Annotated in this window: 12 protein-coding genes; 4 read left to right on the top strand and 8 right to left on the bottom strand. The window is 71.8% G+C overall.

Annotated elements, in window-relative coordinates; translation table 11 throughout:
- Nucleotides 1-159: 159 nt before the first annotated feature.
- The 5 genes from dnaG to OHA03_RS20705 all read right to left on the bottom strand — a co-directional run bounded on the left by dnaG (nt 160) and on the right by OHA03_RS20705 (nt 7076).
- Nucleotides 160-2064, bottom strand: coding sequence for a DNA primase (gene dnaG / locus OHA03_RS20725; protein ID WP_267005300.1), 1905 nt, complete (start codon nt 2062-2064; stop codon nt 160-162).
- Nucleotides 2065-2214: 150 nt separating this feature from the next.
- Nucleotides 2215-3474: an NAD(P)/FAD-dependent oxidoreductase gene (locus OHA03_RS20720; RefSeq protein ID WP_267005299.1), complete on the bottom strand. Its 1260-nt coding sequence runs from the start codon at nt 3472-3474 to the stop codon at nt 2215-2217.
- A gap of 440 nt (nt 3475-3914) precedes the next feature.
- Nucleotides 3915-5225 carry a deoxyguanosinetriphosphate triphosphohydrolase gene (locus OHA03_RS20715; protein WP_267005298.1) on the bottom strand — a complete coding sequence of 437 codons (1311 nt, stop codon included), beginning with the start codon at nt 5223-5225 and terminating at the stop codon, nt 3915-3917.
- 36 nt (nt 5226-5261) lie between these two features.
- On the bottom strand, nt 5262-6197 hold the full coding sequence (locus OHA03_RS20710) for a sirohydrochlorin chelatase (protein ID WP_267005297.1): 936 nt from the start codon (nt 6195-6197) through the stop codon (nt 5262-5264).
- Nucleotides 6198-6263: 66 nt separating this feature from the next.
- Entirely contained in the window at nt 6264-7076 is an 813-nt protein-coding gene (locus OHA03_RS20705) for a Cof-type HAD-IIB family hydrolase (RefSeq protein ID WP_267008110.1), read from the bottom strand.
- A gap of 174 nt (nt 7077-7250) precedes the next feature.
- On the opposite strand from OHA03_RS20705, the gene OHA03_RS20700 reads away from it, so the two are divergent.
- Nucleotides 7251-7964 carry a vancomycin high temperature exclusion protein gene (locus OHA03_RS20700; protein WP_267005296.1) on the top strand — a complete coding sequence of 238 codons (714 nt, stop codon included), beginning with the start codon at nt 7251-7253 and terminating at the stop codon, nt 7962-7964.
- A gap of 133 nt (nt 7965-8097) precedes the next feature.
- Nucleotides 8098-10188: a molybdopterin oxidoreductase family protein gene (locus OHA03_RS20695; protein WP_267005295.1), complete on the top strand. Its 2091-nt coding sequence runs from the start codon at nt 8098-8100 to the stop codon at nt 10186-10188.
- Here the strand turns inward: OHA03_RS20695 and OHA03_RS20690 are convergent.
- Entirely contained in the window at nt 10148-10615 is a 468-nt protein-coding gene (locus OHA03_RS20690; RefSeq protein WP_267005294.1) for a gamma-glutamylcyclotransferase family protein, read from the bottom strand. The two genes, OHA03_RS20695 and OHA03_RS20690, sit on opposite strands and share 41 nt — an antisense overlap.
- 2 nt (nt 10616-10617) lie before the next feature.
- A complete protein-coding gene (gene cutA, locus OHA03_RS20685; protein WP_030970255.1) occupies nt 10618-10956 on the bottom strand; it encodes a divalent-cation tolerance protein CutA in 339 nt (112 codons plus the stop codon).
- Between the two features lie 206 nt (nt 10957-11162).
- On the opposite strand from cutA, the gene OHA03_RS20680 reads away from it, so the two are divergent.
- Complete coding sequence (locus tag OHA03_RS20680) at nt 11163-12812, top strand: M4 family metallopeptidase (RefSeq protein ID WP_267005293.1); 1650 nt, start codon at nt 11163-11165, stop codon at nt 12810-12812.
- A gap of 59 nt (nt 12813-12871) precedes the next feature.
- Here the strand turns inward: OHA03_RS20680 and OHA03_RS20675 are convergent, their stop codons facing one another.
- Nucleotides 12872-13489 (bottom strand): NADPH-dependent FMN reductase, encoded by a 618-nt coding sequence (locus OHA03_RS20675; protein WP_267005292.1) that lies wholly within the window; start codon nt 13487-13489, stop codon nt 12872-12874.
- A gap of 74 nt (nt 13490-13563) precedes the next feature.
- On the opposite strand from OHA03_RS20675, the gene OHA03_RS20670 reads away from it, so the two are divergent.
- Nucleotides 13564-14355, top strand: a complete 792-nt coding sequence (locus tag OHA03_RS20670; RefSeq protein ID WP_267005291.1) for an aminotransferase class IV family protein — start codon at nt 13564-13566, stop codon at nt 14353-14355.
- Nucleotides 14356-14722 lie beyond the last annotated feature (367 nt).

Below are 14722 nucleotides of genomic sequence, written 5' to 3'. Positions count from 1 at the left end.
CCGCGCTCCGATGACTCAGGCACCGCCCCCCAGTGTGGGGGAAGACACATCACCGCCACGAGGGGCGTGCGCGGACTTTCTGAGTCCGGTCCGTAACCGGCCGGTTACGCGCGCGGAGGCCGGGCCCGGCCATGATCCGCCGGACCGGCCCCGGTCGCGTCAGAGCGCGTCGGCGCCGTTGTTGCGCAGGGACTGGGCGTACTGCTGGAGGACCCAGACCTCGTTCTGCGCGGCCGCCAGATGGTCGGGAGCCACATTGCTGCCGAGACGGCTGAGGCTGCCCTGGACGTCGTTGATCCGGCGGTCGACGGCACGCAGCCGGACCTTGACCAGGTGCTCGCCCGCGTACGCCTCGTCGATGGACTTGCCGTGGAAGACCTCCACGGCGAGCTCGGTGACCAGCTTGCGCACCGTGTCGTTGGGAGCGGCACCGAGGACGCCGACCAGGTACTCGCGGGTGTCGGCGAGGCCCCGCTCGGCACCGCCCGCCTCGGCGATGCACTGCCGCACCGCCGCGTACGGCGGGGCGGTGAACTCGTCGACCCCGTAGGCGTCGAAGGCCGGGGCGACCAGGGCGGGCCGCTGCAGGGCGAGCTTGAGCAGCTCGCGCTCGGTGCGGTGGGCGGGACTGCGGAGATGGAGCGCGGGACCCGACGGGCCGGCGGTGGGCCGGGCCTGCTGGTGCTGGGGGCCGCCGCGGGTGGGCACAGGGGCGGGGCCCCGGTCGCCGCGGTCGCGGGCCCAGCGGGCCAGCTGGGCGACGCGCTTGACGACGAACTGGGTGTCGAGGATGCCGAGCATCCCGGCCAGCTGGACGGCGACCTCGTGCTGCGAGGAGCTGTTCTTGATCCGGGCGACGACGGGGGCGGCCTCGTCGAGGGCTGCGCCGCGGCCCGCGGGGGTCTCCAGGTCGTACCGCCCGACGATCTGGCGGAGCGCGAACTCGAAGAGCGGCGTGCGTGGTTCGACCAGGTCGCGGACGGCCTCGTCGCCCTTGACGAGCCGCAGATCGCACGGGTCCATGTTGTCCGGGGCGATCGCGATGTACGTCTCCGCGGCAAACTTCTGATCATCCTCGAAGGCCCGCAGGGCGGCCTTCTGACCGGCCGCGTCTCCGTCGAACGTGAAGATCACCCGGGCGCTGCCGTTGTCCATCAGGAGCCGGCGGAGGATCTTGATGTGGTCGCCGCCGAAGGCCGTACCGCAGGTGGCGATGGCGGTGGTGATGCCGGCGAGGTGGCAGGCCATGACGTCGGTGTAGCCCTCGACGACGACGGCCCGGCTGGCCTTCGCGATGTCCTTCTTCGCGAGGTCGATGCCGTACAGCACCTGCGACTTCTTGTAGATCGCGGTCTCGGGGGTGTTGAGGTACTTGGGCCCGTTGTCGTCGTCGCGGAGCTTGCGGGCACCGAAGCCGACGACCTCGCCGGATGTGTCGCTGATCGGCCACATCAGCCGGCCACGGAAGCGGTCGATGGGACCGCGGCGGCCGTCCTGGGAGAGGCCCGAGGTGATCAGCTCCCGGTCGCTGAACCCCTTGCCCCGGAGGTAGCGGGTGAGGTGGTCCCAGCCGGCCGGGCTGTAGCCGACGCCGAAGTGGGCGGCCGCCGCCTGGTCGAAGCCGCGCTCGGCGAGGAACTTCCGGCCGATCTCCGCCTCGGGACTGTCCAGCTGCTCGACATAGAACTGGGCGGCGGCCTTGTGCGCCTCGACCAGCCGGATGCGCTCGCCGCGCTGGTGGGAGGGGTTGTAGCCGCCCTCCTCGTAGCGCAGGGTGATGCCCGCCTTGGCGGCGAGCCGCTCGACCGTCTCGGAGAAGGAGAGGTGGTCGATCTTCATCACGAACGCGATGGTGTCGCCGCCCTCCTGGCAGCCGAAGCAGTGGAAGAGTCCCTTGCTCGGGCTGACCTGGAAGGAGGGCGACTTCTCGTCGTGGAACGGGCAGAGCCCCTTGAGGTTGCCCCCGCCCGCGTTCCGCAGCTGGAGGTACTCCGAAACGACGGCGTCGATCGGGACCGCGTCCCGGACCGCCTTCACATCGTCGTCATTGATCCTGCCTGCCACGGGTGAAGTCTACGGGTGAGGGCGGACAGCAGGAGCCCGCGGTCGTCGTCGCGGGCGCCGGACGACACCCTGATCACGACCGCCGGGCGACGGAGAACGCGACGGAGAAGACGGCGGGGAACACGGCGCAGAACACTGTCCTGATACCGCTCAGATCAGCGACTCCAGGGGCACCGACGGGTCCGCCAGCGCGTCCGGGTCGATCTGCCGGCCGGTCCGGATCAGCTCCTGCACGGTCTCGGTGACATCCCACACATTGACGTTCATCCCGGCCAGCACCCTGCGGTCCTTCAGCCAGAACGCGATGAACTCCCGCTTGCCCGCGTCGCCGCGGATGACGACCTGGTCGTACGAGCCCGGCGGCGCCCAGCCCGAGTATTCGAGCCCCAGGTCGTACTGGTCGGAGAAGAAGTACGGCACGCGGTCGTAGCCGACGTCCCGGCCGAGCATGGCGCGGGCGGCGGCCGGGCCGCTGTTGAGCGCGTTCGCCCAGTGCTCCACGCGCAGCCGGGTGCCGAACAGCGGGTGCGGCATGTTGGCCACGTCCCCGGCGGCGTAGATGTCCGGGTCGGAGGTGCGCAAAGAGGCGTCGACCGCGATGCCGCCGCCGTCGCTGCGGGCGGCGATCGCGAGACCGGCGGCTTCGGCGAGGGCGGCGCGCGGGGCGGCGCCGATAGCGGCGAGGACGTCGTGGGCGGGGTGTTCCTCGCCGTCGTCGGTGCGGGCGGCGAGGACCATGCCGTCCTGACCGATGATCTCGGTGAGCCTGGTACCGAAGTGGAAGCGGACGCCGTGGTCGCTGTGGAGTTCGGTGAAGATCTGGCCGAGCTCGGGGCCGATGACCCGGAGCAGCGGGGTCGCCTCCGGCTCGACGACGGTGACCTCGGCACCGTATCCCCGCGCCGCCGCCGCGACCTCCAGGCCGATCCAGCCGGCCCCGGCGATCATCAGATGGCCGTTGTCGCGGCCGAGCGCGGACAGCACGTTCTTCAGCCGGTCGGCGTGGGCGAGGCGGCGCAGATGGTGGACCCCGGCCAGATCCGTACCGGGGATGTCGAGGCGGCGGGGTTCGGCGCCGGTGGCGAGCAGCAGCTTGTCGTAGTGGATGACCGTGCCGTCGCCGAGCTCCACGGAGCGGCCGCCACGGTCGATGGCGGTGACGGGCTGGCCGAGGTGGAGCTCCACATCGGCACCCGCGTACCAGGCCGTCTCATGGACGAAGACGCTCTCACGGGCCTCCTTGCCGGCCAGGTAGCCCTTGGAGAGGGGAGGTCGTTCGTACGGATGGTCACGCTCATCGCCGACCAGGATCACCCGGCCGCTGAAACCCTCCGAACGGAGTGTCTCGGCTGCCTTCGCTCCGGCCAGTCCTCCCCCGACGATGACGAACGTCCGATGTGCGTCGACCACTTTGGTGCCTCCTCGGTGCTTGCTGCGCTCCGCCGCCACCTGCGAGCGTCCCGCACGCAGCGTGATGGCGAAAGAGGGTGTACCCCGATCAGGTCACACCCGGTGGCCACGGGCCGGGGCCCACGCCGCGCGGAACGGGCCCCGGGCGGAGCCGCGCGCCCGCCCGGCGTGGCATGTGCTCCCAGCACATCACCTGCGGCGTTGCCGACCGTCATCGCCGCGCCCCACGGCCGCAGGACTTGCCCGCGGCCGCCGAACAGGCAGGCGAATACGGGGGTACGGGGGCAGGCATCCGTATCCCGGACGGCGGCCCGCCGGGGCACCTTTCGCCCGCAGCGCACGGTGGCCCGGAGCGCGGGCGGCCGGTCCGCCTCCGGCAGGGCGCGCGGCGGCAGGGCGCTGGGAGACGTGACCGCACCGGGGTACCGCCCGGCGGCCCCTCACCGTCCCCGGGAGGTGAGCGAGGTGTGCAGTGAGCGGGCCGAGGCGTCCGTGAGGGCCGCGATCTGGTCGACCAGGACGCGCTTGCGGGACCGGTCGTCGCAGGCGTGCTCGTACAGCGCGCGGAACTGTGGTTCCAGGCCCTCGGGGGCGCGCGCGGTCAGCGCCGCGGCCAGTTCCGCGATGACGATCCGCTGGTCGGCACGGATCGCTTCCTGTTCGGCGCGCTGCATCACATAGCGGTCGGCCACCGCCTTCAGGACCGCGCATTCATTGCGTGCCTCGCGCGGGACGACGAGCTCGGCCGCGTACCTGCCGAGGCGACCGGCTCCGTGCGCCTGGCGGGTGGCGGTCTCGGCGGCGAGGCAGAACCGGCCGATCAGCTGGCTCGTCGCGTCCTTCAGCCGGGCCTGGGCGACGGCGGATCCGTCGTAGCCGTGCGGCCACCACTCCTGGCCGATGAGCCGGTCGAGGGCGTCGGCCAGCTCCTGCGGGTCGGTGTCGAGAGGGACGTAGCGCCCGATCGCCACGTCCCAGATCTCGCGGCGCTCCGGCTCCGCGAAGAGGCAGTTGGGGTCGATGTGACCGGCGTGCAGGCCGTCCTCGAAGTCGTGCACCGAGTACGCGACGTCGTCGGACCAGTCCATCACCTGGGCCTCGAAGCACTTGCGGTACGACGGGGCGCCCTTGCGGGCCCACTCGAAGACCGGCAGGTCGTCCTCGTACACCCCGAATTTCCGGGAGCCGGGGTCGGTGGGGTGGCCGCCGCGCGGCCACGGGTACTTGGTGGCGGCGTCCAGCGCCGCCCGGGTCAGATTGAGCCCGACGCTGACCAGTTCGCCGGTCCGCACGTCGCGCACGAACCGCTTCGGCTCCAGCCGGGTCAGCAGCCGCAGCGACTGGGCGTTGCCCTCGAAGCCGCCGCAGTCGGAGGCGAAGTCGTTGAGCGCCTGCTCGCCGTTGTGCCCGAACGGCGGGTGGCCCATGTCGTGCGCCAGACAGGCCGTCTCGACCAGGTCGGGGTCGCAGCCGAGCGCCGCGCCGAGCTCCCGGCCGACCTGGGCGCATTCCAGCGAGTGCGTGAGTCTGGTCCGGGGACTGGCGTCCCAGACGAGGCTGCGGGTGCCGGGCGTGACGACCTGGGTCTTCCCGGCGAGTCTGCGCAGCGCGGCGGAGTGCAGCACCCGGGCGCGGTCCCGCTGGAAGGCGGTGCGGCCCGGCCGTTTGTCGGGCTCGGTGTCCCAGCGCTCGGTGTCGGCCGCACCATAGGGCGTGGTGCCGTGTTCCTGTGTGCCCCGCGTACCGTCCATGGTCACGACAGTAAACGGCCGGACCGACAAGAATGCTCAGGCGGACGCCAGGAGATGGCCGTTCGTCGCGACTTCATGTGCCGGGAGTGCGCCGGCCAACGCCTGGTCGTAGCGGTGCAGGAGCAGTCGCGCCATCGCGGGGTGCGCGCCGAGCGGGGCCGCGGCGGTGCCGGGGGCGGCAGCGGCGGCAGCCGTCGCGAAGCGGCCGGGTGCGGTGAAGTACGAGGCGACGGCGACCCGGTGCCGGCCGCGGGCGGCGAGGGCGCGCACCACGACGGGCACGGTGGGCGTGGTGGCGGAGGTGTACGCGGCGACGACGGGCACCCCGCCGAGCCGTTCGCTGAGCATCCGTGCGGTGCGGCGGGTGTCCGCGGCCGAATCGGGGTCGCGGGAACCGGCGGCGGCGAGGACCACGGCGGAGCCGCGGCTGTCGGCCTCCTCGGCCGGCCAGCCCGCTTCGACGAGCCGCCCGTACAGCGCCTCGACGAGCAGGGGGTGCGGCCCGAGCGGCGCGGCAATTGTGGCCCGCAGGGCAGGTGCGGCGGCGAGTGCCGCAGGTATGTCCCGCTTGACGTGGTGGCCGCGGCCGAGCAGCAGCGGTACGAGAACGGCGTCACCGGACCCCAGGCCGGCCAGGGTTGCCGGCAGGAGCGGCTCGTTCAGCTCGATGTGGCCGAGCCGGACGTCCAGCCCCGGGCGCAGTTCCCGCACCCGGTCCAGCAGCTTCATGACCGTGCGCAGCGCCTGCGGGTCGCGGCTGCCGTGCGCCACGGCGACGAGTGCGGGGGCGTGGGTGGTGGTGGCGGAGCCCGGTGCGGAGTCGCCGGTGCGGTGGTGCATGGGTCTGCGCCTTCCGTTCAGGGAGACGTGGCTGAGCTGGGCGCCGAGCTGGGCGGTGATTCGGGTCAACAGTTGCGCTGTGCTGTCGAGAGGCAGGGACTCACGGGGCTGTGCCGATGCAGACTCCGTCATGCACCGATGGTGGCGGGCGCAGGTTGCCAGGTCGTTGCGCAGGGGTGACGGGTCTTTGCCACGGGCTCACGGCGCGGTCGGCCGCCCGAAGAGGCGCTCCAGGACGTGGGCCACCCCGTCCTCCTCGTTGGACACCGTGTGTGTCGGTACGGCGGCGAGCACGGCCGGGTGGGCGTTGCCCATGGCGTATCCGGTGCCCGCCCAGTCGAGGACGGTCAGGTCGTTGGGCATGTCGCCGAAGGCGATGACCTCCGTGGCGTCGATTCCGCGCCCGGCGCAGAGCTCCGCGAGAGTGTCCGCCTTGGTGACCCCGGACGCGCTGATCTCCAGGAGCCCGCGCCCGCCGGAGTGGGTGAACTGGACTTCGCTGCCCGCCGGGCCCACCCCTTGCCGGGCTGCGGCCAGCAGGGTGTCCGCGTCCAGCCGGTCGGACCAGGCGAGGAGTTTGGTGACGGGTACGTCGGTCAGCCACAGGTCCGCCAGGGACGCTACGGGCAGTTCGGCGTCGATGTCCTCCGACAGGCGCAGCCGGTACGCCGGTTCGTACAGGACCTGGTTGCCGGTCTCCAGGGCGAACCCCACCTCGGGCAGGACGGCGGCGAGTGCGGTGGCCACGCGCTGGGCGACGGTGACGGGCAGGGCGCGGGAGGAGACGACCGTACGCGTCCCGATGTCGTAGACCAGCGCGCCGTTGCTGCACACCGCTGTCCCCGTCAGACCCGTCGCCTCGGCGAGCCGGTCGACGAACCTGGGCGGCCTGGCGGTGACGAGGACGACCTCCGCACCGGCGCTCTCGGCCGAGCGCAGCGCGCGGAGGGTGCGGGACGAGAGGGTGCCGTCGCGGCGCAGAAGAGTGCCGTCGAGGTCGGAGGCGATCAGCCGGGGAAGCAACATCGGCCGATTTTATTGGGCGGGGTCCGCGCCCGGTGTGCGTACGGCACGCCGGCCTGCGACCGGGGCCGGTCCGGATGGAGAAAGTCGCGGCGTGGAGAACCCTTTTGACCTGATGCTCGTCCGATCAGTTGACGCAATGACACCGACCGAGGGACTCCGATGCGAGGGAAGCGGCCGCAATGGCTGGGGTGGCTCGGGCGGCTGCGGCCGCGCCGGCCGCGTACGCGGCGTGGGCAGCGGTGGGTCGTGCAGGGGGTGATGGCAGCCTGTGTGCTGGGCCTGGCTCCCGCGACCTGGATGTACTCCGTCGCCGACGCCCGTGTCCGGACGACCGCGGACGCGCCCGCGCAGCAGGTCGCCGTGGTGTTCGGGGCCGGGCTGTGGGACGGGAAGCCGTCGCCGTACCTCGCGAACCGGCTGAGCACGGCCGCCGAGCTGTACCGCGACGGCAAGGTGAAGGTCGTACTGGTGACCGGGGACAACAGCCGGGAGGAGTACGACGAGCCGGATGCCATGCGGGCGTATCTCGTGGCGCACGGGGTCCCGGACAAGCGGATCGTCAGCGACTTCGCCGGGTTCGACACGTGGGACTCCTGTGTGCGGGCCAAGAAGATCTTCGGGGTCGACCGGGCCGTGCTGGTGAGCCAGGGGTTCCACATCCGGCGGGCAATCGCGCTGTGCCGGGCCGCGGGCATCGACGCGTACGGGGTCGGGGTCGACGCCAAGCACGATGCGACTTGGTACTACGGCGGGACGCGAGAGGTGTTCGCGGCGGGGAAGGCGGCACTGGACGCGATGTTCAAGCCGGATCCGCACTTCCTGGGGCCCGAGGAGCCCGGGGTCGGGGAGGCCCTGGCGACCGGCGGGCGGTGAGGACGCCGACCGGCCTCACCGGCCCGGCGGAGGCCGACCTCACGGGCCCGGCGGAGGCGGGCTGAGGTCCACGTTCCGGCGGCGTAACCGGTCGCGGGCGTCCGCGTAACACCTGGCTCGCACGCTGGGGCACATGGCCCGCACCGAGACTGCCCCCACCGCGACCCACTGCCCGTACTGCTCACTGCAGTGCGGGATGAATCTGCGACCGGTCACCGGCGGCGCGGTGGTCGAGGTCGTGGAGCGTACCGATTTCCCCGTCAACCGCGGCGCCCTGTGCGGCAAGGGCCGGACCGCGCCGGCCGTGCTCTCCTCACGGGTACGGCTGACCGGACCGCTCGTGCGTGACGCGGTCAGTGGCGAGCTGGAGCCGGCCGGCTGGGACGAGGCGCTGGCCGCGATCGCCGACGGACTCCGGCGCACCCGGGCCGTGCACGGGCCCGATGCCGTGGGGGTGTTCGGCGGCGGCGGGCTCACCAACGAGAAGGCGTACGCGCTCGGGAAGTTCGCCCGGGTCGTCCTGTCGACCTCGCAGATCGACTACAACGGGCGGTTCTGCATGTCGTCGGCGGCCGCCGCGCACCAGCGGGCCTTCGGCCTCGACCGCGGGCTGCCGTTCCCCCTGGAGGACATCGCGCGCACCGGGTGCGTGATCCTCGTCGGGTCGAACCTCGCCGAGACCATGCCGCCCGCGCTGCGCTTTCTGACCGAAATGCGTGAGAACGGTGGCCGGTTGATCGTCATCGATCCGCGCCGGACCCGCACCGCCGAGCAGGCCGATCTGCATCTGGCGCCCCGGCCCGGCACGGATCTCGCGCTCGCGCTCGGAATGCTGCATCTGGTGGTGGCGGCCGGCCGGGTGGACGAGGAGTTCGTGCGCGACCGTACGACCGGCTGGGACGAGGCCAGGGCCGGAGTCATGGCGCACTGGCCGGAGCTGGTGGAGCGGCTGACCGGGGTGCCGGTGCCGCAACTGCGGGAGGCAGTCGAGATGTTCTGCGATGCGCAGAACGCCATGGTGCTGACCGCGCGCGGACCCGAGCAGCAGTCCAAGGGCACGGACACGGTCGGCGCCTGGATCAACCTCTGTCTGGCCACCGGCCGGGCGGGCAGACCGCTGTCCGGCTACGGCTGTCTGACCGGGCAGGGCAACGGCCAGGGCGGGCGCGAACACGGGCAGAAGGCCGACCAGTTGCCCGGCTACCGCAAGATCACCGACCCGGCGGCGCGCCGCCATGTGGCGCAGGTGTGGGGGGTCGACCCGGACTCGCTGCCGGGGCCGGGGCGCAGTGCGTACGAGCTCCTCGACGCGCTGGGGACGGACGTGCGGTCGCTGTTGGTGATGGGGTCCAACCCGGTGGTGTCCGCGCCGCACGCCGCGCATGTGGAGGAGCGGCTGCGGTCACTGGACTTCCTCGCGGTCGCGGACGTGGTGCTGTCGGAGACGGCGGCGCTGGCCGATGTGGTGCTGCCGGTGACGCAGTGGGCGGAGGAGACCGGGACGACGACCAGTCTGGAGGGCAGGGTGCTGCTGCGGCAGCGGGCGGTCACCGCACCGGACGGCGTCCGCAGCGATCTGGAGGTGCTGCACGGGCTGGCCGCGCTCCTCGGGCACGGCAAGGGGTTCCCCACCGAGCCCGAGGAGGTCTTCGACGAGCTCCGGCGCGCCTCCGCGGGCGGTCCCGCCGACTATGCGGGGATCACGTACGGGCGGATCGCGGCGGAGAACGGGATGTTCTGGCCGTGCCCGGACGAGCAGCATGCCGGTACACCGCGGCTGTTCCTGGACCGGTTCGCCACCGACGACGGGCGGGCGCGGTTCGTACCCGTGACGCACCGTCCGGCCGCCGAGGAGACCGACCGGGAGTATCCGGTGGTACTGACGACCGGTCGGGTGGTCGCCCAGTACCAGTCGGGTGCGCAGACCCGCCGGGTCGACGAGCTGAACGCCGCAGCCCCCGGCCCGTTCGTGGAACTGCATCCTCGGCTCGCCGAGCGGATCGGGGTGGCGGAGGGCGATCCGGTGGCGGTCACGTCGCGGCGCGGGCGGGCGGTGGCGCCCGCCCGGATCACCGGGGCGATCCGGCAGGACACCGTCTTCATGCCGTTCCACTGGGCGGGTGAGGGCCGGGCCAACACGCTGACGAACCCGGCCCTGGACCCGGTGTCGCGGATGCCGGAGTTCAAGGTGTGCGCGGTGCGGGTGGAGGCGGCCGCCGGGTGAGCCAATCGCCTCCGGGGATGAGGATGCCGCCGGTACGGAGGGTGCGGGTGACGGGGGCGGCGGCGAGGTAGACCCAGGCGCGGGCGGTTCCGGTGGCGGGCGGGACCGCGCCCGGAAGGCGGACTTCGCGGGCGACCCGCTCGTAGAGATTGCGCGGGTGCCCCGGTCCGACGTACTCCTCCAGCCGGTCGAGGACGACGAGCAGCTCCGCGTACCCGGCGGGCGCGGCCGTGACGAGCGTGCCGCGCACGGTGCCGTGGCCCTCGATCGCGTACGGGTAGCCGGGGCCTTCGTACAGCAGGGCGCCCGACAGCAGGGCCGGCTGTTCCGCGATCGCCCGGCCCCGGAGGAACAGGTCGTGGTTGGGTTCGCCGGGCAGCAGCGTGCCGTAGACGAAGAAGGGCAGTTCGGGGTCGGTCCGCGGCATGGTCAGAGGGCCGTGACCGGGGCCGTCTCCGCAGTCACCCAGGCGAGGTAGCGGTCGCTTCCCCGTACCACCGGCGTCGCGATGATCTCCGGGGTCTCGTAGTCGTGCGCCGCCCGGAGGTGTTCCTCCAGTTCGTCGTAGCGTCCGGCCACCGTCTTGAACAGCACCTGCCACTCCTCCGTGGTCTCGATGGCGTTCCGCCACCGGTAGACGGAGGTGACGGGCGCGGAGATCTGCGCGCATGCCGCGAGTCGCGCCTCCACCGCGCCCTGGGCGAGGGCGTGGGCCTTCTCCTCGCTGTCCGTGGTGGTCAGAACGGTCAGCCATGCCGGCGTTGTCACCGTCGGTCTCCTCAGCTCTTCGGCCCTGCTCTTCGGATCTTGTGCCTGTGGCGTGTCCTTCTCGTCGATTGTCGGGGCGGTTCGGTGCCGTGTCCTCCTTCATCACCGTTGCGGTATGGACATGACATGTCATGAACCCTTAAATCTGAGGCGAGCTCAGAAGCACCGCTCAGATCGCCCTTTCCCCCCGCACCCCGAGGAGTCCGATGAGATCGATTCGGCATGCATCGCGCCTCACCCCGCTCGGCACAGCCGCTGTCGGCGCCGCCCTGCTGGCCTCCGCCCTCACCGCGACCACGGGCGCCGCCGCGGCCGGCCACCCGGCCCCGAGCCCCGCCACCGCCGTCCGTCACGCCGAGGCCGCGCTCACCGGGCACGCCGCCGCGCTGGGCCTCACCGGCGCCCAGGACACCGCGGTGCGCGATGTGGTCGTCGACAAGGACGGCAGCCAGCATGTGCGCTACGACCGCACCTACCGCCATCTTCCGGTCCTCGGCGGCGACTTCATCGTCCACCTCGCACCCGGCGGCGCGTACCGGAGTGCCGACCGGGCCGTCCGCGGCGATCTCGCCGTGCCGACCGTGACCCCCTCGCTCTCCGCGTCGGGCGCCGCCGACCTGGGCGCGGCCGCACTGCGCTCGGCCCACCGCGGCGTGAAGCTCAGCAAGGTCGCCGCACAGCCGCAGCTCGTCGTGGACGCCCTGCACGGCGCGCCCAAGCTGGCCTGGCGCACCGAGGCGGCAGGCAAGGACTCACTGGGCAACCCGGTCGCCCGCGTCGTGCTCACCGACGCGCGCACGGGCCGGCAGATCGATGCCTGGGACAGCCTGGAGACGGCGTCCGGCGACGGCCGGTCGCTGTACAGCGGTACGGTCCCGCTGCAGACGACCCAGTCGGGATCGACGTACCAGCTCAAGGATGCGACGCGCGGCAACACCTACTCCGGTGACGCGCAGAACAAGACCGACGGCTGCATCCTCACCATCTGCTGGAGCCGGGCGCCCGCGGTGCTGTTCACCGACGCCGACAACCACTGGGGCAACGGCACCACCTCCGACCGCGCATCGGCGGCGGTCGACGCCCAGTACGGCACGGACACCACCTGGGACTACTACAAGAACGTGCACGGCCGGAACGGCATCGCCGGGGACGGCAAGGGCTCGTACAACCGGGTGCACTACGGCAATGGCTACAACAACGCCTTCTGGGACGACAGCTGCTTCTGCATGACGTACGGGGACGGCGACGGCTCGACCTTCGGACCGCTGGTCGCGCTGGATGTGGCCGGGCACGAGATGTCGCACGGCGTGACGTCCAAGACGGCGGCCCTCACCTACTCCGGTGAGTCGGGCGGTCTCAACGAGGCCACCTCCGACATCTTCGGCACGCTGGTGGAGTTCCACGCGAACAACCCGCAGGACCCGGGCGACTACCTCATCGGCGAGAAGATCGTGAAGTCCGGCTTCGGGAAGGCCGCGTTGCGGTTCATGGACCAGCCCTCCAAGGACGGCAACTCGGCGGACTGCTGGAGCTCCTCGGTCGGCAATCTGGATGTGCACTACTCGTCCGGCGTCGCCAACCACTTCGCGTATCTGCTGGCCGAGGGCAGCGGCCCGAAGGTCATCGGCGGCGTCCAGCACAACGGCACCACGTGCAACGGGGCGACGCTGAGCGGCATCGGCAAGGACAAGCTCGGCAAGATCTGGTACCGGGCGCTGACCGTCTACATGACGTCCTCCACCAAGTACGCGGGCGCCCGCACCGCGACGCTCGACGCGGCGAAGGACCTGTACGGCACCGGCAGCGCGGAGCAGAACGCGGTGGCCGCGGCCTGGTCGGCGGTGTCGGTCGGCTGACCTGGAGCAGGTCCCGGAGCGGCTGCCCGCTTCGGGACCTGCACCTGCTCGGTCAACCGTCAATTACCGTACGGACGCACCGCCTTGGCTTCGCGCAGCGCCTGGCCCCACCAGACGAGCTGATCGAGCAGCGTCTTCGCCGCCGCGTCCACGGCCGCCGGATCCCTGTGCCTGCGGTCGTCATCGAACAGGGCGCCCGCGTTGTGGAACGACACCGTGTCGCGGATGGAGACGGCGTGCAGTTCGGCGAAGACCTGACGGAGGTGCTCGACAGCCCGCAGACCGCCGGACACTCCCCCGTACGAGACGAAGGCGACGGGCTTGGCCTGCCATTCCGCGTGATGCCAGTCGATGAGGTTCTTCAGCGGGGCAGGGAACGAGTGGTTGTACTCGGGCGTGACGACGACGAAGGCATCGGCGGCGGCCAACCGGGGCGAGACCTCGGCCAGTTGCGCCTGTACGTCGGGGCCGGGGCGGTGGGAGAGGGCGAACGGGAGATCGAGGTCGGCGACGTCGATGAGGTCGGTCTCGATGTCCGGGTGGTCCGCGGTACGGGAGAGGAACCAGTCGGCGATCACGGGGGCGAAGCGGCCCTCGCGGTTGCTGGCGAGGATGACCGCGACCTTCAGGGGCGCGGTGGTGGCGGATGCGACAGGGGCAGGTGTCATGAGGTCCATGCAGCGAGCCTCGTACGTCAACCAAGGTTGAGGTCAAGCCGCATCGTCCACCCTTTCGGCTTACGGTGGAACACATGACGACCGCCGAACCCCTGTACGCCGAGTTCAACGGACACGCAGCCACGGAGGCGGATCTCCTGATCCCCGCCTTCTCCAACTACGGCCACTTCACAGCCATGCAGGTCAGGGACGGAAGGGTGCGGGGCCTCGCCTTCCACCTGGCCCGCCTGGACGCCGCGAATCAGGAACTGTTCGGCCATGGCCTGGACGGCGAACGGATCCGCGGGCTGATCCGGCACGCACTCGACGGTGCGGGGGTACGGGACGCCTCGACCCGGGTGTACGCCTTCCTGCCGCCCGGCGACACGGAGGCGACGGTCATGGTCACGGTGCGCGGACCGGCACAGAAGTCCCCCGAACCGCACAGCCTGATGTCCGTTCCGTACGTCCGCACCGTGCCGCACATCAAGCGCCCCGGCGAGTTCGGCCAGACGTATTACGGGCGGCTCGCCGCACGCTCCGGCTTCGACGAGGCCTTGCTGACCGCGCCGGACGGGGCGGTGACCGAGGGCGCGATCACCAACATCGCCTTCTGGGACAGCACTTCGGTCGTCTGGCCCGCCGCCCCGTCGCTCCGCGGTGTCACCATGGCCCTGCTGGAACAGGAGCTTCCGGGGGCCGGGCTGGCATCCGCACGGCGGCCGGTGACGCTGGACGGGATCGGCGCCTTCCGGTCGGCGTTCCTCACCAACTCACAGGGCATCGCGCCGATCCGGCGGATCGACGACACGGAGTTCACCGTCGACGAGGAACTGATGAAGCAGGTGGGGCTGGCGTACGAGGGCGCCCCCTGGGACGCCGTCTGAGGCCGCCCACGCGGCGGCTCCGGGGTGCTCGACCGTCCGGCCGGCTGCATCGCCGTCGCCGGGCCGCCCAGCTTCGCCCTCCCCACACACAGGGAGGCCGTCCCCATCGGGCCCAGGGGGGAGTGGGTCCGATGGGGACGGCGGCCGGGCGGCCGGAGGAAGCCGTCCCGTGGGGGGTGATGTGCGTGTGCCCGGGGTCGGCGAGGCCATGCATGTGACGTACACCACTCCCGCCCCGAAGGTCGTCACCCAATCGGCACGGCGTGTCGCGAGGCGGGCCGATCCCTCCTCGAACAGGGTTGTGACCTGCGGATATACCGCCCGGCAAGGAGGCAGGGCCGGGCCGATCGAGTGAAAGCTGACTCGA

The sequence above is a fragment of the Streptomyces sp. NBC_00154 genome, assembly GCF_026342835.1.
In the GTDB taxonomy this organism is placed as follows: Bacteria; Actinomycetota; Actinomycetes; order Streptomycetales; family Streptomycetaceae; genus Streptomyces.
This window is presented reverse-complemented; position numbering and strand designations above follow the sequence as displayed.

Bases quoted from the DNA above. Each gene is read 5' to 3' on its own strand.
- OHA03_RS20670 (WP_267005291.1), top strand. From the start codon at position 13,564: ATGACGACCGCCGAACCCCTGTACGCCGAGTTCAACGGACACGCAGCC.
- OHA03_RS20675 (WP_267005292.1), bottom strand. From the start codon at position 13,489: ATGGACCTCATGACACCTGCCCCTGTCGCATCCGCCACCACCGCGCCC.
- OHA03_RS20700 (WP_267005296.1), top strand. From the start codon at position 7,251: ATGCGAGGGAAGCGGCCGCAATGGCTGGGGTGGCTCGGGCGGCTGCGG.
- OHA03_RS20690 (WP_267005294.1), bottom strand. From the start codon at position 10,615: ATGCCGCGGACCGACCCCGAACTGCCCTTCTTCGTCTACGGCACGCTG.
- OHA03_RS20710 (WP_267005297.1), bottom strand. From the start codon at position 6,197: ATGACGGAGTCTGCATCGGCACAGCCCCGTGAGTCCCTGCCTCTCGAC.
- OHA03_RS20680 (WP_267005293.1), top strand. From the start codon at position 11,163: ATGAGATCGATTCGGCATGCATCGCGCCTCACCCCGCTCGGCACAGCC.
- OHA03_RS20715 (WP_267005298.1), bottom strand. From the start codon at position 5,225: ATGGACGGTACGCGGGGCACACAGGAACACGGCACCACGCCCTATGGT.
- OHA03_RS20695 (WP_267005295.1), top strand. From the start codon at position 8,098: ATGGCCCGCACCGAGACTGCCCCCACCGCGACCCACTGCCCGTACTGC.